Below are 20,416 nucleotides of genomic sequence, written 5' to 3'. Positions count from 1 at the left end.
TCGTTCGGTGCATTTGCGATCGGGCGGGCCGGCACGCGAGAAGCGTGCCGCCCCGCCACGATCGGTCGTCCAAGTTCGTCCGTTCTGTTTTCTTCCATATGGAACATCGAGATCTGATTGCCTGTCACGAGTGCGACTCGCTCTTTCGCAAACCGCCGCGTCTGCGCGGTCTGGTTGCGCACTGCTCTTCTTGCGGCGCAAGCATGAAAGGGGTGCGTCACGCCGGCCTGACGCTCGAGAAGGCTTGTGCAGTCACGGTCGCCGCACTGATCACGTTCTTGATCGCGCAGGCGTTCCCGGTACTCGCGCTGGAATCCAATGGCCTGACGTCGCACGCCACGCTGTTTGAAGCCGTCGAGGCGCTATGGAAAGGCCAGATGCATATCGTTTCAGCTATGGTATTTAGCACAACGATGTTGTTCCCGTCGTTCGAACTCGTCGCCCTGCTCTATCTGTTGCTGCCTCTGCGTACGGGCCGTGTGCCGCGCGCTTTCGACGCTGTCCTGCGCGTCGTTCAATTCGTGCGTCCGTGGGGCATGACCGAGGTTTTCATGCTCGGGGTGCTGATTACGATCGTGAAGATGGTGAGTCTCGCGCGAGTCATCCCGGGAACATCGCTGTTCGCGTTCGGCGCGTTGACGCTGATGTTTTGCGTGATCGCCGCTTTCGACCCCTGCATGCTATGGGAGATTCGCGACGAGGTCATGAATCGGGGTGGCGCTCCCGCCGCGCCGGCGCGGCGACGCAACAAGCAGCGTGACATGCATGGAGATGCTGCGCCGGCCGTTGAATCGGCTGTCGAGTCGGCTGTCGAGTCGGCACCGGCCCCCGTCACCGCCAGGCACGCCGGGTTCATCGCCTGTCACTGCTGCGGTCTCGTTCACTCGCGCAGCGCGCAAGTAGTCGATTCACACTGCGTCCGGTGCCGCTCGCCGCTGCACGAGCGGCGCCCCGCAAGCATCACGCGGACTTTCGGGCTGCTGCTTGCCGCTGCGTTGCTTTATATCCCGGCGAATCTGCTGCCGATCATGCATACCTCGTCGCTTGGACGCGCCGAGGACGACACGATTCTTGGCGGCATCGCTTACTTCTGGCGCTCGGGCGATTGGCCGCTCGCGGTCGTCGTGTTCGTCGCCAGCGTCATGGTGCCGATGCTCAAGCTCGCCATTCTCACGCTGCAAACCGTCACCGCCTGGCGCGGCTCCGATTGGCAGCCGCTCGAGCGCGCCAGGCTCTACCGCATGGTGGAGCGCGTCGGGCGCTGGTCGATGCTCGACGTATTCGTCGTGTCGCTCACCGTGGCACTCGTGCATTTCGGATCGCTGGCGCAGATCACCGCGGGCCCGGGAGCATTGGCCTTCGGTTCGGTCGTGGTGCTGACCATGCTCGCGGCGAACGAGTTCGATCCGCGCCTGATCTGGGACAACGTCCGGCACCGGCCGGCACGTTCTTCCGCACGATCGTAATCGCCGCGTACCGTCCGGCTTCCACAACCCTTCATTCGATTCCTTTCTGCGATGCAAATCCCTGACTTACCGCATCCGGAGATCAAGCCTCGCAGCCGCTGGCTTCCTTCTCTGGTATGGCTGATTCCCTTGATCTCGGCGCTGATCGGTATTGCTCTACTCGCGAAATCCATCACCGATGAAGGGCCGACCATCACCGTGATCTTCAATAACGCCGAAGGGTTGGAGGCCGGCAAAACGAAGGTCAAATACAAGGATGTCGAGATCGGCACCGTGCGCACTATCGCGCTGTCGGACGATCTTCGGCATGTCCGCGTCAAGGTCCAGCTCGACAAGGAAGCCGGAAAGTTCGCCACCGACGGATCGCGATTCTGGGTGGTGCGCCCGCGCGTCGGCGCGAGCGGCATATCCGGCCTTGGCACGTTGCTGTCCGGCGCGTATATCGGCGCCGATATCGGCCGCTCGACCGTGCGCAAGACAGCCTTCACCGGTCTCGAGAATCCCCCGATCGTGACCGCCGACCAGCAGGGGCATCAATACACGCTGCGAGGAGATTCGCTCGGCTCGCTCGATATCGGTGCACCCATCTTCTACCGCAGGATTCAAGTCGGCCAGGTCGTCGGTTTTTCGCTCGACCCCAAGGGATCGGGCGTGATCGTCAACGTGTTCGTCAAGGCGCCGTACGACAAGTACGTGGGGACCGACACGCGCTGGTGGCACGCGAGCGGCGTGGATCTGCGTCTCGACTCCGGCGGGCTCAAGCTCAACACCCAATCGCTTGCTACCGTCATCATGGGCGGGCTGGCCTTCGAAGCGCCGCCGGGACAAGATGCGAGCCCGCAAGCCGCCGACGGCGCGACGTTCAGGCTCGCGTCGGACGAAACCGACGCCATGCGAGAGCCGGACGGCGCACCGCTCTATGTCGCCATGCGTTTCAACCAGTCGCTGCGCGGACTGTCGGTCGGCGCGCCGGTGGATCTGCGCGGCATCACGCTCGGTCAAGTAACGAAGATCGGTCTCGAGTACGACGAGAAGGCCGAGAATTTCAGCATGGAAGTGACCATGGCGCTCTACCCCGACCGGCTCAGCCGCCGTTCGAACACGTCGCTGCCCGCGCCGAATAGCCAGGGCGGTCACGACATGCTGCAACACCTCGTCATGCAGGGGCTGCGCGGCCAATTGCGAACCGGCAACCTGCTCACTGGCCAGCTTTATGTGGCACTCGACATGTTCCCGCATGCAGCGCACGCAACGGTCAATCTGCGCAACACGCCGATCGAGCTGCCCACCGTGCCGAATACGCTCGATGAACTGCAAGTGCAGATTGCCGAAATCGCCAAGAAGCTCAATCAGGTTCCGTTCGACAAGATCGGCACGAATCTGAACGGCACACTCGAAAGCGCGAACCGCCTGTTCGGTCAGCTCAACACGGAAGTCGTGCCGCAAGCGCGATCCACGCTGGCATCCGCGCAGAAGACGTTCGACGCCGCACAAGCGACCCTTGGACAGGATTCGCCGATGCAAGCGGACGTTCACGGGGCGATGCAGGAATTGACCCGCACGTTGCAGTCGCTGAACGGGCTCGCGGACTATCTGGATCGCCATCCCGAGGCGCTCCTGTTCGGCAAGAAAGGGGATCGTCAATGATGTTCAACGTATTTCAACGACGCGCCGCCGTCATTCGAGTATTGGCAGCGGCGAGTGCGATCGCGCTGTCCGCCTGTGCGTCGTCGCCGCCGAGCCGGTTCTATACGCTGGCGCCGGATGCGCGAGCCGGGGCCGCTTCGAGCGTTTCCGGTCCCGCTGCGTTGATCGACATTCAGTCGGTCAGAGTGCCTGACCAGGTGGCGCGCAATCAGCTCGTCGTCAGGCGCAGCGACACGCAGGTCGAAGTGCTCGAAAACGAACGCTGGGCGTCGCCATTGAGCGATGAAATACGCATGGCCCTGTCGATCGCAGCGACACAACAGTTGAGCGACTTCAACGCGCCCCGTCCGATGCAGAAAGGCGATGCGCACGTCTATCGCGTTGCCGTCGACATGCAGCGTTTCGAGTCGTGGCCCGGTGCGCGGGTGGTCGTCGATGCGATCTGGAGTATTCGCTCGCCGGGAGCGGCCGGTGAAAAGCTGACGTGCCGCAGCACGGTGTTCGAGCCTGTAGCCGCCGGTTACGATGCGCTGGCGGACGGTCATCGCCGCGCGCTGACAACCATCGCGGGACAACTGGCGGCGACCGTTCGCGCCCTCGACGCCGGCGCGGGCGGCCCGCTCATGACGACGACGAGCCGTTCAGCGAATTCGGCGCGGACGGTGCAGTGTCCGTCCGCGGCGACCCACATCGCAAACGACGCCACATCGAATTCGGGATCGTATGCAGCCCGTTCGGGGTTCGCGCAATGAGCGAATACCGCTTGGCTACCCGCGTTGCCGACGGTCAGCCGAGCGGTATGCCGTCATGGCTTTCAGTCGGCTTCGACAGCGGGTTCCACGATCGGCAACGGACGCGTCGCAACCTTTTCGGCTTCCGCCCGTTTGAGGCCCAGGCTTTGCAGCAGAACGGCGGCCACGCGCTCGGCGAGATGCTCGCTGGTGAGATTGAACGCGTTCAACGCGTCGGCATTCGGCGCCTCCGGCGCGGCGACGCCGAGTTCGGCTGTCACCGCGGCCAGCACGGTGCCGCCCACGGACAAGAACGCGACGAATGGATCGGCGACGGCGAAACGCTTTGCGTCGACGCCCCGTTGCACATCCCGCAACAAACGCTGACCCAGTCCGCGGGTAAGCATGCGCGGCGAAAAGCCCTCCCGTACCAGGAATTGGCCCCAAAGCGGCTCGCGATGCGCACGCAACAAGGTATAGCGCACGGAGACGGCGATCACCTCGGCCGGGTCGGACAAGCCTGTCGTGAGACGATCGAGCCAGTCGGCGAACTCATCGAACACGGACTCGACCAGCGTCGCGTAAATCGCCTCCTTGGACTCGAAGTGGTTGTAGAACGAGCCGAAGCCGACGTCGGCCGCCTCGGTGATTTCGTTGATGGCCACGCCTTCCATGCCTTTTACGGCCATGAGCTTGAGCGCTGCCTCGAGCAAGCGGGCCCGCGTCTCCCTCTTGCGGCGGGCGCCGCGCGGCTCTCGCGCGTCGGCGGCCTCCAAAGTGACGGCAGGCGTTTGCGCGGCAGCGGGCTTTTTTATCGGGCGATTTGTGGTCTTCGACATGACGATTCCGATCTCGATCAGAACCGCAGTATAGATTCAAACGTCTCAATCGACAAACAACTCACTATTGAGTTTAATATCATTTCCAATCGCGGAATTGGCCTCGTCTTTGCTCAGGCGTCAGCCGGCAGCCTGCTCCGATCCGCCCATCGGGACACTGGGCTTCTCATGGACATCCAATGAAACGCAAAAGGCTGACGCACGCGGAACGAAGAGCGCAAACGCGCGAGCAAATGGTGGAAGCCGCTCGGGCGCTCTTCATCGAAAAGGGGTTTCCGGCGACCAGCGTGGCCGATGTCGCCGAAGCGGCGGGCTACACGCGCGGCGCGTTCTATTGCAACTTCTACGACAAATCCGACTTGTTGATCGAATCATTGCACTGGAAGAAGAACGAGCTGACGTGCAACCTGCGCTCAGCGCTGTTGAAACTCCATGATTACTTGCAGAGCGACGATCGCTTTACCCTCTGGGTCGAGGCGACCCTTCTCGCCAAGCGCGACCCCGCGTTTCGCAAGCGATTCGATTCAGTCCTGGACGACGCGACACCCGCCACTCCAGTTTCGGACGGCGAGGCAAGCGAGCCATGCGTGGCGCATCGAGGGAATTGAACGGCGCTGCCGCAACGCTGCCCGACAAGAGTTCGACTTCATGAAAGCGAATCACGCCACCTGGCGTATCGCCATGATGGCGCGGCTGCCGAGAGCCAAATCAGAAGCGATGCGAGATGCCTACCGCGACGAGTGTCTGAGACGCACCAAAATCCGGCGCACCCGTCGGCGTGGCAACCCGTATCCCGACCCAACTCGTCGTTGCGGTCCCGTTGTTCTTCATATGGCCGGCCCGAACGTACAAACTTGTCCGTTTCGAAAGGAGATGGTCGTAACCCAGCTGGATGCCAATCGTATTGTCGTGTGAGCCGCGCACGTTACGTTCGATTCCCGAGATCTCGACAACGTCTTGCGGCGATGCCTGAATGGTTACGCCGATGCCCGCGATGCTTACCGGATGCGCACTGCCGGCGAGTGCGGCCGCCGAGCCCGGTGCGTCGTGCGGTCGCGCGTACGTATAGAGGAACTGGATGTTCGCAATCCCGAAGCGATATGCGAGTGCACCGGTGAAGTGTTCGGTGGCGACCAGGTTCAGCGAAGCAAACGGCCCGACGGTGATCGCCTGCGTTCCCGGACGCTGCGATTGATAGGCGACAGACGCATACAGCCCATACCCGGTGTAAGTCGCGGACACGTCAAGGAGGTTGCCCGTCGAAGCTGGCACGGGTTGCGTGACCGTCGCCGCGAACGCGTACATCGCGGCCAGCCGCACGCCACCGAAGTCCGGCGATTGATAGAGCACGGCATTGCTCGTGCGCCCGGTGATCGATTGTGTCGACAGGGTATTCCTGTCTACGGCAAGGACCGCCGCGACAAGCGGCGACAGGACTTCGTCGAGCGCAAACGGATCGGCGCCATAGGCGGTATTGAATGAGGGCTGATACTGTCGTCCGAACGTCAGCGAACCATATTTGTTATCGGAGAGCCCGACCCATCCCTGACGGTAGAACAATGCTGTCGTATCGGTAAAGAGCGTCCCGTTGTTGACGTTGAAGCCCGTTTCAATATCGAACTTTGCCTGAAGCCCTCCGCCCAGATCCTCCCGGCCCAATAACCCGAAGCGCGAACCCGATTCACCACCACTTCTTTCGGAGTACGAAGTGCGACCGCCGTTATTAAGATACTGCACGAATGTATCGACCACGCCGTACAGTGTGACGCTCGACTCTGCGGCTGCACTCCCGGCCGCTAACAGGAATGTAGCCCCGCAAATGGTCTTTGTAGAAAATTGCACGTTCGTCTCCTTTCTTCCTTTCACGGTGGATATCGAGCGGCAATGAGGATCTCGATGCGATCCTTATTCCCACTGCTTGCATTGACGTCACATACCGACCATTCGCCGATTCATCTCGGTCTTGCGCTGCATCTGCTCGATCGGGTGATGTGCACGCCGGCGGTCGAACGCAGTGCAGTGGAGCAGCAGAATCCTATTGCCGTGCGGTGAGGTCCAGGCCTTGCGGTATCCGCCTCTTGATTTTCGAGATCGTGTGGACCTTCACCTGGCCTGCCCATGGCCCATCGATTGTCCGCAGATCCGCGGCCACGGGATGCGCGAAGCCAAGCTCGTCGCTAAGCCTCGAAAGCGCCGCGGCGTAATCGAGAGACAAGTTGGTGACAAGCACGTCGTCACCGCGGAAGACCAGGCTATTCGACCAAAGGAAACCGATGGGCGCCCCGTTGCGATCGATTCCGCCGAAATCGCCAAGCTTTGCAATCACTCGCCCCTGTGTCGGCTCGAGCACGACAATCTCGTTGGACTGGTTGCATGCAATCCAGATGTTGTCGTGCTCGTCGATGATCAGGCCGTCGGGTCCGCCGCCGATGCGATTGACGAAGACCTCGGGCGTGCCGGGTTCAAGCGTCGAGCCGGTCACCGGTATTTTCACGATCGTGTCGTTCGATGTGTTGGCGACGAACAGCGCCGTCTGCTCCTTGTTGAACGCCAGACCGTTCGCGCCGATGTCCGGCGCGGGCCTTGTCGGACTGAGCAATGGGCTTTTTACCCATGCCAACCCTTCGCCGCCGCGTGGTCCAGTTTTCCAGATGATCCCCTGGTGGGAGTCGGTGACGTACACGTTGCCGGCGGCATCGAACGTCATCCCGTCAAGGCCGGGGTTCTTGCCCGTGACCGTCATGAATACCGATGAGGCACCCGTATCGGGATCGACGCTCAAAACCTTCCCATACTGATAATCGATGACGAGCAACTTGCCGGTCTGCGGATTGAAACCCACATCGAGCAATAGCCTGCTTGAGCCCTTGATGCGAACCGTCCGAAGGTGGTCGCCCTGTGGGTCGAACACAATGAGTGTTCCCTCACTCGTCACCGGCTTGTTCGCCGCGACCGTCACGACGTAGACGTTGCCGTCATGGTCCAGGGCGATCCCCTCGGGATGCGCCTCGCCAGCGGGCAACGTGGCAAATGTCTCGACCTTGCCGCGCTCCCAGGCCTTCGTGGCGAGCGGCGTCGTCAACAACGCCAGCACTATCAGTACCGTTTTGACCATGCCCGTTCTCATCTTGCAGTCTCCAAAGTTGGGGAGTGGTAATGCGTCGGATTAATCGATCGTGTCCGCCTCATTCAAGCGAGCACGTCAGCGGCTGTAGAGGCCGGTCAGGGTGGCCGTGGCGAGCGTGTTCTGGTGGATCAGGAAGCGCACCACCGCGTTGGGCACATTGGGCGGCAATTCCAGCTTGGGCACACGCAGCGCATGCACGGTGAAGATATAGCGGTGCGCAGGCAAGCCCTTGGGTGGGCAGGGACCGCCGTAGCCGGTGGTGCCGTAGTCATTGGGGACCTGCGTGCCGCTGGCGCCGTGGTCAGAGGCGCCGGTGGAGCCTGCACCGGCGGCAAGCTGCGTGACGGACGAATCGATATCGAACAGTATCCAGTGCCAGAAGCCGCTGCCGGTGGGTGCGTCAGGGTCGTAGAGCGTCAGCGCGAAGCTCCTGGTTTCTTCCGGCGCCCCGTGCCATTTCAAGGCGGGTGATTGGTTCTGACCGGTGCCATCGAAGCCATTGAACTCATGCACCCGTTGCAGCCGTTCCAGATCCATGAATTCAGGCGATATTACTGTGAAGTTCTTCACGCCATTTCCTTTGATTGACTCTGGTTTGCAATTTCGATACCTGACCGTTTATCTCACTGACATGTTTCCATCTCAGTACGACTTCGGCAGCCCGAGCGCCTGCTCGGCCACGTAGCACAGCGCGAGCTCCTGCGTCACCGGTGCGAGCAGTGACAGCACGCTTTCGCGCAAGCCTCGCTCGACGTGGTACTCCTTCGCGTAGCCGTAGCCGCCGTGCGTGCGCACCGCACGCAACGACGTCTCGAAACTGGCCTCCGCCGCCAGGTACTTGGCCGCCGTGGCCTCGACACCGCAGGGCTTGTCGGCGTCATAGAGCGCCGCCGCCTTCCACATCAGCAGTTCGGCCGATTGAACGCGCATCCAGCATTCCGCCAGCGGATGCTGAATCGCCTGGTTCTTGCCGATCGGGTGGCCGAACACGACGCGTTCCCTGGCATAGTCCGTGGCCAGCGCCAACGCTGTCTCGGCGGCGCCCAGCGCGGCAGCCGCGACGAGGATGCGCTCCGGGTTCAGCCCGTGCAGCAGGTACCTGAAACCCTGGCCTTCCTCTCCGATGCGATCCTCGACGGGGATTTCCAGCCCGTCGATAAACAGTTCGTTCGAGTCCACCGCCTTGCGCGCCATCTTCTCGATCTCGCAGATACGCAGATGCGAACGGTCGATGTCGGTGTAGAACAGCGTCACGCCGTCCATCGGCCGCGCGCATGCCTCGATCGGCGTCGTGCGTGCCACGAGCAGTATCTTGTTCGCTTGCTGGGCCGTCGAAGTCCAGACTTTCTGGCCGTGGACGATGTAGCGGTCGCCCGCGCGGCGGGCTGAGGTTCTGACGCGTGTGGTGTCGGAACCGATGTTGGGTTCCGTCACGCCGAAGCAGGCGCGATCCGAACCGTCGATCAGCGGCGGCAGCATGCGCCGCTTTTGCGCGTCGCTGCCGAACACGACCACCGGCTGCGGGCCGAACAGATTCACGTGTACCGACGACACCGCCGCCGACCCCAGCTTGCCGATCGTGCGCATCACCATAGCGGCCGCCGAGATGCCGAGGCCGGCGCCGCCGTGTTCCCGTGGCATGGTCACGCCAAACCACCCGCCGCGGCCAACGGCATCGCAGAACTCGCTGGGCCAGCGTCCATCGCGGTCGCGCTGGAGCCAATAATCGGCGCCGAAGTCGGCGCAAAGCGCGTCGACGGCGTCGCGAATCGCAAGCTGGTCGTCGGAGAAATCGAAATTCACGCGGGGTACTCCTGCAACATGCCGGTGGGAACGTCGACCGGCATGTCGAGGAGCATCTGCGCCATGCCCTTGCCGAGCGGGTCATTGCGCATCGATGCCATCCCGCCGCCGCCCAATGCCCGCTCGCAGACGAGATTGATGGCATGGATGCCGGGCAATTCGTAACGTTGCACCGGCCCCTGCACCAGATGGCCGAGGTACGTCGCGACCCGCTCGGATGTCACCTGGTCTCTCAGCACCGGCAGCAGGGCCGGATGCCGCGCGATGAGACCAATGTTGGAAATGTCGCCCTTGTCGCCGCTGCGTCCGAGCGCGATTCTCAACAGCGGCACGGTCTGGCGTGGGCCGGCAGGCAGCGAACCTTCGACAGGCGCCAGCGGTTCTCGCGCGACCTGCGGTTGCGGTGGCGGCAGCGGCACGGTGAATGTCGTGTTGCCGAGCGTGACCGTCGGCGTCACCTGCTCCTTCGGCATGAGCCACGCGAACTGCCGCAGCACCGGCGACACCGACGGACGGCCACCTCCACCGGTCGTGCCGGGTGACCAGGATGTGCCCGGTGCGGCGAACTCGCGGCTGAACATCTGCAGTGCACGCCGGTCGGCATGCGTCGCCGTCACGCGCAACACGACTTCGCGTGTCGGCAACGGGCGCGCGTGGGGCCCGTAGGCCGACTCCGTGCCGAGCAACTCGATATGGGTGCGCAGGAAATCCGTGAACCCGCACTCACGCAGCAGCAGCCGGCCTCGCTCGAGCAGCGCCTCGCCCGTGCGCCTCGCCTTGGCCGCGGCGTCGATTCCGACGATGGTAAGTTGTCCTGAAACCTTGAAGCCCGCCGACGCAGTGGCGCTGATCTTGTAGGTGGCGGTCGGCGGCCGGCCGCGCGCGCCGGTCACGAGCACGCGATGTGGCCCGGTCTGTTCGGTGCGCACCTGTCGAAAGTCGCAAGTCACGTCCGGAAGCAGATAACTGGCCGGATCGCCGATCTCGTACAGCAGTTGCTCCCCGACGGTCGCGGGCGTGACGAGGCCGCCGGTGTCCGCGGGCTTGGTGACGACAAAACTGCCGTCTTCGTGGCACTCGACGATCGGATAGCCGATGTTCGCCCAGTCCGGCACGCTGGCCCAGTCGGTGTGCAGGCCGCCCGTCGCCTGGCAGCCGCATTCGATGATGTGGCCGGCCAGACTGCCGGCGGCGAGCCGGTCGAAGTCGTCGGACGCCCAGCCGAATTCATGCATCAGCACGCCCAGCGTGACGGCGCTATCGACACAGCGCCCGGTGATCACGATGTCGGCGCCCGCGGCCAGAGCCTGCGCGACGGGCAGTGCCCCGAGATAGGCATTGGCCGATACCAGCCGCTCAGGCATGGGTTCGCCGCTGGACATTTCGACCGTACCGGCCGCCCGCATCGCGTCGGCGAGCGGAAGTACGTCGTCGCCTTCGACGATCGCGACGCGCACCGCTACGCCGAGTTCGTCGGCGAGCGCCTGCACCGCTGTCGCGCAGCCCTTCGGGTTCACGCCACCCGCGTTGCTGACGATGCGAATGCCCTGCTCGACCGCCTGCTTCAGCACCGAGCGCAGCGCCACCGTGACGAAGTCGATGGCATAACCCTCCTCCGGCCGCGTCGCCCGCGCGCCGGCGAGGATCGACATGGTGAGCTCGGCGAGATAGTCGAACACCAGGTAATCGATGCCCCCGCGGCGCACCAGTTGCGCCGGTCCGAGGCTGCTGTCGCCCCAGAAGCCCGATGCGCCGCCGATGCGCACGACCTTGCCCGGCGTCGAGATTGTCATTTGCCCGTCCATTGCGGTTTCCTTTTTTCCTTGAATGCAGCCACGCCCTCGCGCGCATCGCGGGTGAGTGCCAGCAGGCCGAGCTGCCCTTCGCCAAACGCAATCGCCTCTTCGAAGGACATCGAACGCATCGCCTTCATCGCATACATGCCGCGCCGCAGCGCGGTGGGCGAGTTGGCGAGCAGCCGCGCCAGCAGGCGCTCGAGTGCAGCATCGAGGTCGTCGGCCACCTCATTCACCAGACCGATCTCGCGTGCCCGCGCCGCGTCGATGGGCTCGCCCGTCAGACACAGCTGCGCCAGGCAGCGTTGCGGCAACTGAGCCTGCAGCACGGCAAGCACCTGCATCGGGAACACGCCCACCTTCGCCTCCGGCAAGCCGAACGTGGCATGCCGGGTGCTGATCGCGAGATCGCAGATGGCGAGCAGCCCCATGCCGCCGGCCATGCAGGCGCCGTTGACGCGCGCGACGAGCGGCACGTTCAGCGTGCGGGCCGTGCGCAGCAGGTTGGCATAGGCGCTGTTCGGCATCGCGTAGTCGAACGCGAACGCATCCCCGCCCAGGTCGGCGCCGGCACAGAACGCGTCGTCGCCTGCGCCGCTGAGCACCACGGCGCGAATCGTCTCGTCCGATCGGGCGCGATCAAGTGCATCCTGCAAGGTGCCGATCACTTCCGCGTTGAGTGCATTCCGGCGCTCCGGGCGGTCAATGGTGAGCATTAGCCGCCCATCCTGCCGGCTGACGTGCACAAGTTCGCTCATGCTGCGACTCCCGTTGACTCGCTACACGCCGCCACGTGCGTCACACCCGCCTGCACCATCTCGCGGATCTGCTGGGGCGAGTAGCCGGCTTCGGCCAGCACTTGCGCGCTGTGCTCGCCCAGCAAAGGCGGCGGCCGCAGCGGCGGCAGTGGTGTTTGCGGCCATTCGCTGGGCACCGCCAGGGTTCGCAGCACCCCCTCGGTGGGATGTTCGAGTTGCTGAAAGAACCCGATGTCCTGCAGGTGCGGATCGTCGAGCAGCGACTCGAAGGTGTGTGCCGACAATACCGGAATACCGAGCGGCTCCAGCAGTTCGCGCCATTGCTGCGTGGTCTTCGTTTTCAGCGCATCAGAGAGGATCTGGTACAACGCCTCGACGTGCTGCGTGCGCGTTTCACCATCGGCAAACCGCGGGTCGCTCTCGAATAGCTGGGCTTCGCCGATCACGCGCATGAACGCTTTCCACTGCTCGTCGGTGTAGACGACGAGGCACACGAGGCCGTCCTGCGTGGCGTACGGCCGGCGCTGAGGGTTGAGCAGCCGCGGATAGCCGAAGCCGCCGCGCGGCGGGACGAACGTGTGGCCGTACAGATGGTCGCCCAGCATCATCTGCGCGGTCGTTTCGAACATCGGCACGTCGACCGGCTGGCCGCGGCCGGTGCGTTCGCGCGCGAGCAGCGCCGCGCAGATCACACCGAACGCGTACAGGCCCGTCGCCCGGTCCGACAGATTGAGCGGGGCATAGCGCGGCACGTCCGAACCGGCCCGTACGCTGGCTTCGGGGATGGCGACGGCCGCCTGGATCAGGTCGTCGAACGCGCGCATGTCCGCATAGCGGCCGCGCTGGCTGAAACCGAACGTGCCAACATAAATCAGGCGCGGGTTCACCTGCCGCAGCACGTCGTAGTCGAGCCCGAGGCGCTTCATCGCCTGCGGCCGCACGTTGTAGACCAGCGCGTCGGCCGTCTGCGCCAGCTTCAGCAGCGCCTCCTTTCCTTCGGGGTGTTTCAGATCCAGCACGATGCTGCGCTTGTTGCGGTTCAGGTTGAGGAACAGCGGGCCAGCGCCCGCGCGCCCGCCAGGACCGGTGGCGCGCAGCATGTCGCCGCCGGGGGGCTCGACCTTGATCACATCGGCGCCAAGGTCGGCCAGCATCTGTGTGGCCGAAGGTCCCATGACGACTTCGGTGATATCGACAATGCGCAAGCCCGCGAGCGGTCCGCCTCGGTCGGAGTCGTTTTTCATCTGGCCCGTGCTCCTCTTTCGGTCAGTTACCGGCTACGTCGGCACCATTGCCGCGGATGTAGGGCACCGGCCCGATGTCGCGCGCCGCCGCGAGCGCTTCGATCGCGTACCGCATCGAGACCGCATCATTGAGCGAATGGAACGTGCCGTCCTCGTTGAAACTGACTTGCGCGCCCTCGATCCAGGCAATGGTGATGGTGTCCTCGGTGTTGTCCGCCGGGGTGTAGAAGGTATGCACCGAGCCGCCAGGCTCGTACAGATAGGAGCCCGCCGTTTGCGGCTGATCGGGGTATTCGCGATACATCCAGCGGCCCTGGATCGTCCACACCTGTGCCGTACCGGTGTGGTAGTGAATCGGCAGCGAGCAGCCGGGTTCCAGGATGGCCATGATGACCCATTCGCCGCGCTCCAGGTCCAGGCGCAGCGGCCTGATGTGGATGCCCGGGAAGACATCCTTGATCAGCGGAATCTGCTCGATGTTGACGGTCAGGAGCTTGTCCTGCGGCAGAGCGGGCAGCGGCAGCGGGGCGCCGGTGGACGTGGCGGGCTGCGAGAGAATCCGTGCGTTCATCAGTTGTCTCCGATGGTGGGTGAAGATAAGGCAGTGGGTGGAACGCGCCCTTTGACAAGGAAGCCGGACGCAGGCTGCAACGAGCGCAGGGAGGCGGCCGCCCCGCGCGGAACAAACAGGAAATCGCCCGGGGCGAGACCGAAGGGCTGCCCGTCGACACACGCATCGATCCGCCCGCTCTCCACGTAGAGAACCTGCTCGGCATCGGGCTCCGTGCTGCAGACCGATACGCTGCCGGCGCTCATGCGCAGCGCGGCAATGTCGACCCAGCGCGCGCCAACGGTCTCCCGGTCGATAAGCGGAACGGTGCCCGTTGCAGCATCCCCGACGGCAAGCACGCGCACCTTGCCGGGACCGCTCGTGCCGGGCGCGGCGTCCGGTTCCGTGATCGTGTGCGCGGCATTCTCGCCATAGGGCGGCGTATAGACGACCAGCACACGCCCGGGCTGCTCGCTGGTCACGCGAAACGAATGGAACACGCCTGCCGGTACGTAGGCCCAGGTCCCGGGCTCCATCGCTTCCACGCGCCCCTGGGCCCCGGACTCGCCGGTTCCCTCCATCATGTACGCGCATTGCTCCAGGTTGGGATGCGCGTGCGGCCGCGCACCGTGCGATTTCACGATCGTGCCGACCAGCACTTCGAGCGCCGTCGCGCCGACGGTCTCGGGACCAATCACACGCACATTGGAGGTGCCGGTATGGTTGGCCGGCGCGTAGGCGGCAAGGTCTGCCGCCCGGATCACGGTAGGTACAGGCTTCATTCGGGCTGGCACCAGGTGGTCGTCGTCGCCGGGCCCGTGGCCTGCGCGGCCCTGAAGCTGGAAGCGACAGGGTTGGTCGGATATAGAGCCGCATACCTTGCTTGCGATGCGAGCAAGGAGGCAGCGAGGAGGAGAAGGTTCCGCATGCGCATCGAACTCCAGCGAGGATTTAACTTCGGAGAGTTGAACCTAAATGCCTAATGTTAGTAGTTTAGGTGCGCGCAAAATGACGTCAAGTACGGGCTTACCCGACGGTCGCGGACTTATCCGACAGTGCGTCGCTGCGGTTCGGTGATTTCGGGCGCCGTTTTCAGCGCGGAAGCCGGGAGGTCGATCTCGGAGACGTAGCGGTCGCCCCGATACCAGGCGGCACCGGCGTACAGCACGTTGCCTTTACCGTCGACCAGGCGCCGCGAGATCTTCGCGACGGGCGACGCAAACGGAATCTTCAGCATGTCGCATAGCGGAAAATCCGCGGGCATCACGGCCATGCGTTGCCGCAAGCGTTTGCAGCGCGCGCCCAGTTGGTCGAGCACCGCGGCAAGCAGTTTGCGCTTCCTGGCGGTGTCCTTGGGCAGTGATTCGAATACCGAAATGGGCAGATAGATTTCGGTGTAGCAGAATGGCTCGCCGGAATACGAGTGCAGCTTGCGAACACACACGTAGTCGTCGACCGCCCGGTCATCGGGCCCGAGCAGCTCCTGCGGCACCTTGGTGCAGTGCCGGACTTCGAGTATCTCGAAGACGAGCGCCTGCGGCGCGGCGAAGGGGTTGTTGATTACCTGCTCGAGGTCGGCCGTGCCGGCGGGAAGCGCGGTAACGTGGGTTCCGACGCCCCGTTGGCTGCGGACCAAACCTTCCTTGGAAAGCAGCTCGTATGCTTGCCGAACGGTAACGACGGCGACGCCGAGATCGTCTGCAAGCTGCGTGATCGGCGGCAGCTGCGTGCCGAGCGGGTACTCGCCGTTCGCTATCCGGTGCCGCAGCAGGGACGCCAGCCGCTGATACTGTGCAACGCCGCGCTCAGCCGGCAATTCCACCCGCCCGGCCCCAATGGGTCGCTCTTCCGTCATCGCATAATCCCAATCAACCAATGTTGGAATTATATGCCGGTGATGGGGCGACCGTCCGCTCGCGGTCCGGGTGCACGCCGCGACAACTCCATGCGACCAACGTCCTGAAACGAAAAACCGCCGGTCTCCCGGCGGCTTTCCCGATCTTCAGTACCCGCCCCGTTCAGCGCCCGGTCGCGCTGCACCGTCGCCCTTGTAGCTCGCCGCGAGCCGCGCGGACGCCGCGCTCAACAATCCCGTATCGGTGCCGACCGCAACGAAGGTCGCGCCGGCTTCCAGATACTCGTTTGCAAACGCGCGGTCCGGCGCGAGTACGCCCGCGGCCTTGCCGGCCTGGCGCACCGTCCGGATGCCGTCGCGAATGGCGTTGCGAACCGAGTCCTCGCCCGGCTTGCCGAGGAAACCCATCGAAGCGCTCAGATCCGCCGGCCCGAAGAACACGCCATCGACCCCGTCGACCTTCGCGATCGCGTCGAGATTCGCGAGCCCCGTGACGGTTTCGACCTGCACCAGCACGCACAGCTCGTCGCTGGCGGTAGCCAGGTAATCCGGCACCCGGTTCCATCGCGATGCCCGCGCCAGCGCACTGCCGACACCACGCACGCCGTGAGGCGGGTAGCGGGTCGCCGCGACCGCTTCGCGCGCTTGCTCGACCGTGTCGATCATCGGCAGCAGCAAGGTCTGCGCGCCGATATCGAGAAACTGCTTGATCAGCGCCGTATCGCTCTTGACCGGGCGCACGATCGGATGCGTCGGGTACGCGGCTACCGCTTGCAATTGCGCGAGCGTGCTGCGCACGTCGTTCGGCGCGTGCTCGTTGTCGATCAGCAGCCAGTCGAAGCCGGCCGTCGCAAGCAACTCCACCACGTACGGATCCGCGAGCGCGGCCCACAGGCCGAACTGCGGCGTGCCTTCGGCCAGCGCTCGCTTGAATGAATTCCTGACTCGCTCCATGCCGGCTCCTTATGGCCTCTTAGACGAACTTGAACGCGATGCCGCCGAGCGGGCCGTAGTCGACGTGAAACGTATCGCCCGCGCGCGCCGGAATCGGGCTCGTGAACGAGCCGCTGAGAATCACGTCGCCTTCGTTCAGGCTCTCGTCGTACGGTGCGATCTTGTTCGCGAGCCACGCCACGCCCGTCGCGGGGTGGTTGAGCACCGCTGCCGCGAGACCGCTCTCTTCCACGGCACCGTTCTTGTACAGCAACGCGCCGACCCATCGGAGGTCGACTTCCATCGGACGCACCGGTCGGCCGCCCATCACGACCCCGGCATTGGCCGCAAAGTCGGAAATCGTGTCGAACACCTTGCGGGGTGCCTTCGTATCCCGATCGAACTGCTCGATGCGCGCGTCGATGATCTCGACGGCGGGCGTCACGTAGGCAGTCGCGTCCAGCACGTCGAACAGCGTCACGTTCGGACCCTTCAGCGGCTTGCTGAGAATGAACGCGAGTTCCACCTCGACGCGCGGCGCGATGAATCGATCCGCCGGAATGTCCTGACCGCCTTCGATGAACATGCTGTCGAGCAGCGGCGCGTAATCCGGCTCGGTGATCTGCGACGCACGCTGCATCGCACGCGAGGTCAGGCCGATCTTGCGGCCCTTGATCACGTGCCCGGCGTCGAGCTTCATCTTCACCCACTCGCGCTGGATCGCGTACCCGTCCTCGATCGTCATCTCGGGGTAAGCCGCGGAGAAATGGCGCAATTGCGTGCGCGTCTTTTCCGCATGCTCGAGCTTCGCCGCGAGTTCGCGGATTGTCGCTTGATCCAACATGATGAACTTGCCCTTCGCGCTCAGGCCTTCAGACGCGCATGAAGATTGTTGTGCTTCCAGCTGCCGGCCTCGCTGAATTCATTGATCTCCAGCGACAACGCCAGCCCCTGCCGGTCGAACGTATCGGCGAAGTGCTGCTTGATGATGTCGAACAGCGCATCGCCGGCTGCCCGCTTCACAGCCTCGGAACGTCCGGCCGCGATCTTCAGGTTCCCGTGCAGGAACGCGGCGCCCTCGATCCGGTCGTCCGCGATGCAGAATGCGTCGCAGCGCAGCGCGCGGACGCGGATCCCGCCTAGCGGGAAGACCTGTCGGTCGCCGTCGCGCTGCGCGTCGAGACTTTGCGCGAGCTTGCGGCACAGCAGCGCGATGCTGTCCTCGTCCGCCAGGTTGTTGCTGTATTCGAGTGTGAGGTGTGGCATCTTCTGCTCCCAATGATCAGACGGGCAATGGTGTGACCGGCAGGATCGCGTTGATCTGGCCGGTGCCGGAACTGCCGAAATACGGGGTAATCACCTCGGCCTTGCCTTCGTAGCGATCCCAGCCGAGCGCGCCGAGCAGCATCGCCGTGTCGTGCATGCCGCCCTCGCCCCAGCACTTTTCGTTGTAGAGCGGCAGCATCCCGCAGAACGTTTTCCAGTCGCCTTTCTCCCACAGCGACACCACGTGCCGATCGGTTTGCTCGAGGAACGGATCCCACACCTTGTGCATGAACTGTTCGGCCGTGCCGTTGCTTGCGAAGCGATGGCTGAGCGAGCCGCTTGCAAGAATCGCGACGGTGCCGTCGTAGCGCTCCTCGATTGCCTTGCGCACCGCCAGGCCGAAACGCGCGCTCGTCGGCAGGTCGTGCCACATGCACCAGCCGGAGATCGACACGGTCTTGAAGTGCTGGTCCGCGTTCATGTATCGCATCGGAACCAGCGTGCCGTATTCGAGATCCAGCGACGTCTGGCTGTGCGCCCGCGTCTTCACACCCATCTCGTTCGCAACTTCTGCGATCACATTCCCGAGCTCGGTGTTGCCCGGGTACGCGTAGCTCATGTTGTTGATGAAGTGCGGCAGTTCATTGCTCGTGTAAATGCCTTCGAACTTCGACGCGCAGTTGATGTGATATTCGCTGTTGACGAGCCAGTGAACGTCGAACACCACGATCGTGTCGACACCGAGTTCCCGGCAGCGTCGACCGATTTCATGATGACCGTCGATCGCGGCCTGGCGACAGCCCTTGTGCGGGCCGTCGAGCTCCGACAAATACAGCGACGGCACGTGCGTGACTTTCGCGGCGAGGGCGAGCTTTCCCAATTTGTGTCTCCTTGTCTGCTGATCGCGCAGTTCGCGGATGAAGCAGGCGACGCTGCTTACGCGCCCCAGCGCGGAATATGATGCGAACCGAGCGACACGCAGACGTTCTTCGGCTCGAGGAACACTTCATAGCTCCACGTGCCGCCTTCGCGGCCGACGCCCGACGCCTTCGTGCCGCCGAACGGCTGACGCAGGTCGCGAACGTTCTGGCTGTTCACGAAGCACATGCCCGCTTCGATCGCAGCCGCGACGCGGTGCGCGCGGCCGGTGTTCTCGGTCCACACGTAGCTCGACAAGCCATACGCGATGTCGTTCGAGAGGCGGACGGCGTCGGCCTCGTCGTCGAACGGAATCAGGCAGGCCACCGGGCCGAAGATCTCTTCCTGCGCGATGCGCATGCGGTTGTCGACGTCGACGAACACGGTCGGTGTCACGAAGTTGCCGTTCTTCAACGCGTCCGGCAGCGTCGGTGCACCGAGGCCGCCGCAGGCGAGCGTCGCGCCTTCCTTCGCGCCGAGTTCGATATAGCTGCGGACTTTCGCGAGGTGCCCCTGGCTGATCATCGGGCCGACGATGGTGCTTTCGCTGAGCGGGTCGCCCACGGTCAGCCGCTTCGCGCGCTCGATGAAGCGCTCGGCGAAGTTCGCGTAGATCGACTTTTGCACGAGAATGCGCGAGCCGGCCGTACAACGCTCGCCGTTGTTCGAGAAGATCATGAACACCGCGGCGTCGAGCGCGCGTTCGAAGTCGGCATCCTCGAAGATCACGAACGGCGATTTGCCGCCGAGCTCCATCGAGAACTTCTTCAGCCCCGCGGCCTGAACGATGCGGTTGCCGGTCGCCGTGGAGCCCGTAAATGAAATCGCATGCACGTCGCGATGCGCGACGAGCGGCTCGCCGGTTTCCTTTCCATACCCGTGAACGACGTTCAGCACGCCGGCGGGAATGCCCGCTTCAAGCGCGAGGTCGCCGAGCATCGATGCGGTCAGCGGCGACAGTTCGCTCATCTTCAGCACCGCCGTGTTGCCGAACGCGAGACACGGCGCGACTTTCCACGTCGCCGTCATGAACGGCACGTTCCACGGCGAGATCAGCGCGCAGACGCCCACCGGATGGAACAGCGTGTAGTTCAGATGCGAAGCGGTCGGATAGGTGTGCCCGTCGACGCGCGTGCACATTTCCGCGAAATACGTGAAGTTGTCCGCGGCCCGCGGCACGAGCTGCTTGCCCGTCTGCGAGATCGTCTGCCCCGTGTCGCGCGTCTCGGTGTTCGCGAGTTCCGGCACGTGCTTCGTGATCAGCTCGCCGAGCTTGCGCAGCGCCTTGGCACGCTCGGTCGCCGGCGTGCCGGCCCATGCGGGGAATGCGTCCTTCGCCGCGCGCACCGCGGCATCGATGTCCTCGGCGGTACCGCTCGCGACTTCAGCGAGTACCTCCTGCGTTGCCGGATTGATGGTCTCGAAGTAGCTGCTTCCCGCAGCGGACTTCCCGTTGATCAGATGGTCGATGCGCATGAGTAAT

20 protein-coding genes are annotated in these 20,416 nt (G+C 64.0%); 4 read left to right on the top strand and 16 right to left on the bottom strand.

Annotated features, from left to right (window positions below; all coding sequences use genetic code 11):
* Positions 1-44: 44 nt before the first annotated feature.
* Genes C7H84_RS23030 through C7H84_RS23020 form a run of 3 tightly spaced genes read left to right on the top strand, consistent with a single transcriptional unit; the run spans position 45 to position 3,865 of the window.
* Entirely contained in the window at positions 45-1,466 is a 1,422-nt protein-coding gene (locus C7H84_RS23030) for a PqiA/YebS family transporter subunit (RefSeq protein ID WP_276208411.1), read from the top strand.
* 51 nt (positions 1,467-1,517) lie between these two features.
* Positions 1,518-3,113 carry an MlaD family protein gene (locus tag C7H84_RS23025; RefSeq protein ID WP_121860920.1) on the top strand — a complete coding sequence of 532 codons (1,596 nt, stop codon included), beginning with the start codon at positions 1,518-1,520 and terminating at the stop codon, positions 3,111-3,113.
* Positions 3,110-3,865: a PqiC family protein gene (locus C7H84_RS23020; protein ID WP_121860919.1), complete on the top strand. Its 756-nt coding sequence runs from the start codon at positions 3,110-3,112 to the stop codon at positions 3,863-3,865. The genes C7H84_RS23025 and C7H84_RS23020 overlap by 4 nt, the downstream gene beginning before the upstream one ends.
* Before the next feature lie 62 nt (positions 3,866-3,927).
* On the opposite strand, the gene C7H84_RS23015 is transcribed toward C7H84_RS23020, so the two are convergent.
* Positions 3,928-4,683: a TetR/AcrR family transcriptional regulator gene (locus tag C7H84_RS23015; protein WP_121860918.1), complete on the bottom strand. Its 756-nt coding sequence runs from the start codon at positions 4,681-4,683 to the stop codon at positions 3,928-3,930.
* A 179-nt stretch (positions 4,684-4,862) separates the two neighbouring features.
* On the opposite strand from C7H84_RS23015, the gene C7H84_RS23010 reads away from it, so the two are divergent.
* Positions 4,863-5,291, top strand: a complete 429-nt coding sequence (locus tag C7H84_RS23010; protein ID WP_121860917.1) for a TetR family transcriptional regulator — start codon at positions 4,863-4,865, stop codon at positions 5,289-5,291.
* Positions 5,292-5,391: 100 nt separating this feature from the next.
* On the opposite strand, the gene C7H84_RS23005 is transcribed toward C7H84_RS23010, so the two are convergent.
* The 15 genes from C7H84_RS23005 to hpaE all read right to left on the bottom strand — a co-directional run bounded on the left by C7H84_RS23005 (position 5,392) and on the right by hpaE (position 20,409).
* Positions 5,392-6,525 carry a porin gene (locus tag C7H84_RS23005; RefSeq protein ID WP_121860916.1) on the bottom strand — a complete coding sequence of 378 codons (1,134 nt, stop codon included), beginning with the start codon at positions 6,523-6,525 and terminating at the stop codon, positions 5,392-5,394.
* Between the two features lie 193 nt (positions 6,526-6,718).
* Positions 6,719-7,798 carry an SMP-30/gluconolactonase/LRE family protein gene (locus C7H84_RS23000; protein WP_121860915.1) on the bottom strand — a complete coding sequence of 360 codons (1,080 nt, stop codon included), beginning with the start codon at positions 7,796-7,798 and terminating at the stop codon, positions 6,719-6,721.
* A gap of 87 nt (positions 7,799-7,885) precedes the next feature.
* Positions 7,886-8,380 (bottom strand): YbhB/YbcL family Raf kinase inhibitor-like protein, encoded by a 495-nt coding sequence (locus C7H84_RS22995; RefSeq protein ID WP_205611452.1) that lies wholly within the window; start codon positions 8,378-8,380, stop codon positions 7,886-7,888.
* A gap of 72 nt (positions 8,381-8,452) precedes the next feature.
* Positions 8,453-9,613, bottom strand: coding sequence for an acyl-CoA dehydrogenase family protein (locus C7H84_RS22990; protein WP_121860914.1), 1,161 nt, complete (start codon positions 9,611-9,613; stop codon positions 8,453-8,455).
* Positions 9,610-11,418 (bottom strand): acyclic terpene utilization AtuA family protein, encoded by a 1,809-nt coding sequence (locus C7H84_RS22985; RefSeq protein ID WP_121860913.1) that lies wholly within the window; start codon positions 11,416-11,418, stop codon positions 9,610-9,612. Before C7H84_RS22985 ends, C7H84_RS22990 begins: the two co-directional genes overlap by 4 nt.
* The gene (locus tag C7H84_RS22980) at positions 11,403-12,167 is read right to left on the bottom strand and encodes an enoyl-CoA hydratase-related protein (protein WP_121860912.1); all 765 of its coding nucleotides are present in this window, start codon (positions 12,165-12,167) and stop codon (positions 11,403-11,405) included. Before C7H84_RS22980 ends, C7H84_RS22985 begins: the two co-directional genes overlap by 16 nt.
* Positions 12,164-13,411, bottom strand: a complete 1,248-nt coding sequence (locus C7H84_RS22975; protein ID WP_121860911.1) for a CoA transferase — start codon at positions 13,409-13,411, stop codon at positions 12,164-12,166. The genes C7H84_RS22980 and C7H84_RS22975 overlap by 4 nt, the downstream gene beginning before the upstream one ends.
* Before the next feature lie 22 nt (positions 13,412-13,433).
* Positions 13,434-13,982 (bottom strand): 2,4'-dihydroxyacetophenone dioxygenase family protein, encoded by a 549-nt coding sequence (locus C7H84_RS22970; RefSeq protein WP_121860910.1) that lies wholly within the window; start codon positions 13,980-13,982, stop codon positions 13,434-13,436.
* Complete coding sequence (locus C7H84_RS22965; RefSeq protein ID WP_121860909.1) at positions 13,982-14,743, bottom strand: cupin domain-containing protein; 762 nt, start codon at positions 14,741-14,743, stop codon at positions 13,982-13,984. The genes C7H84_RS22970 and C7H84_RS22965 overlap by 1 nt, the downstream gene beginning before the upstream one ends.
* 263 nt (positions 14,744-15,006) lie before the next feature.
* Positions 15,007-15,816, bottom strand: coding sequence for a GntR family transcriptional regulator (locus C7H84_RS22960; RefSeq protein ID WP_121860908.1), 810 nt, complete (start codon positions 15,814-15,816; stop codon positions 15,007-15,009).
* A gap of 147 nt (positions 15,817-15,963) precedes the next feature.
* On the bottom strand, positions 15,964-16,770 hold the full coding sequence (gene hpaI / locus C7H84_RS22955; protein WP_121860907.1) for a 4-hydroxy-2-oxoheptanedioate aldolase: 807 nt from the start codon (positions 16,768-16,770) through the stop codon (positions 15,964-15,966).
* A 19-nt stretch (positions 16,771-16,789) separates the two neighbouring features.
* Positions 16,790-17,593, bottom strand: coding sequence for a 2-oxo-hept-4-ene-1,7-dioate hydratase (gene hpaH / locus C7H84_RS22950; RefSeq protein WP_121860906.1), 804 nt, complete (start codon positions 17,591-17,593; stop codon positions 16,790-16,792).
* A 20-nt stretch (positions 17,594-17,613) separates the two neighbouring features.
* Entirely contained in the window at positions 17,614-18,015 is a 402-nt protein-coding gene (locus C7H84_RS22945; protein WP_121860905.1) for a 5-carboxymethyl-2-hydroxymuconate Delta-isomerase, read from the bottom strand.
* 16 nt (positions 18,016-18,031) lie between these two features.
* On the bottom strand, positions 18,032-18,895 hold the full coding sequence (gene hpaD / locus C7H84_RS22940) for a 3,4-dihydroxyphenylacetate 2,3-dioxygenase (RefSeq protein WP_121860904.1): 864 nt from the start codon (positions 18,893-18,895) through the stop codon (positions 18,032-18,034).
* A gap of 56 nt (positions 18,896-18,951) precedes the next feature.
* Positions 18,952-20,409, bottom strand: a complete 1,458-nt coding sequence (gene hpaE, locus C7H84_RS22935; protein ID WP_121860903.1) for a 5-carboxymethyl-2-hydroxymuconate semialdehyde dehydrogenase — start codon at positions 20,407-20,409, stop codon at positions 18,952-18,954.
* Positions 20,410-20,416: the final 7 nt, after the last annotated feature.

The organism is Burkholderia sp. Nafp2/4-1b (assembly GCF_003635165.1).
Taxonomy (GTDB): Bacteria; Pseudomonadota; Gammaproteobacteria; order Burkholderiales; family Burkholderiaceae; genus Burkholderia.
This window is presented reverse-complemented; position numbering and strand designations above follow the sequence as displayed.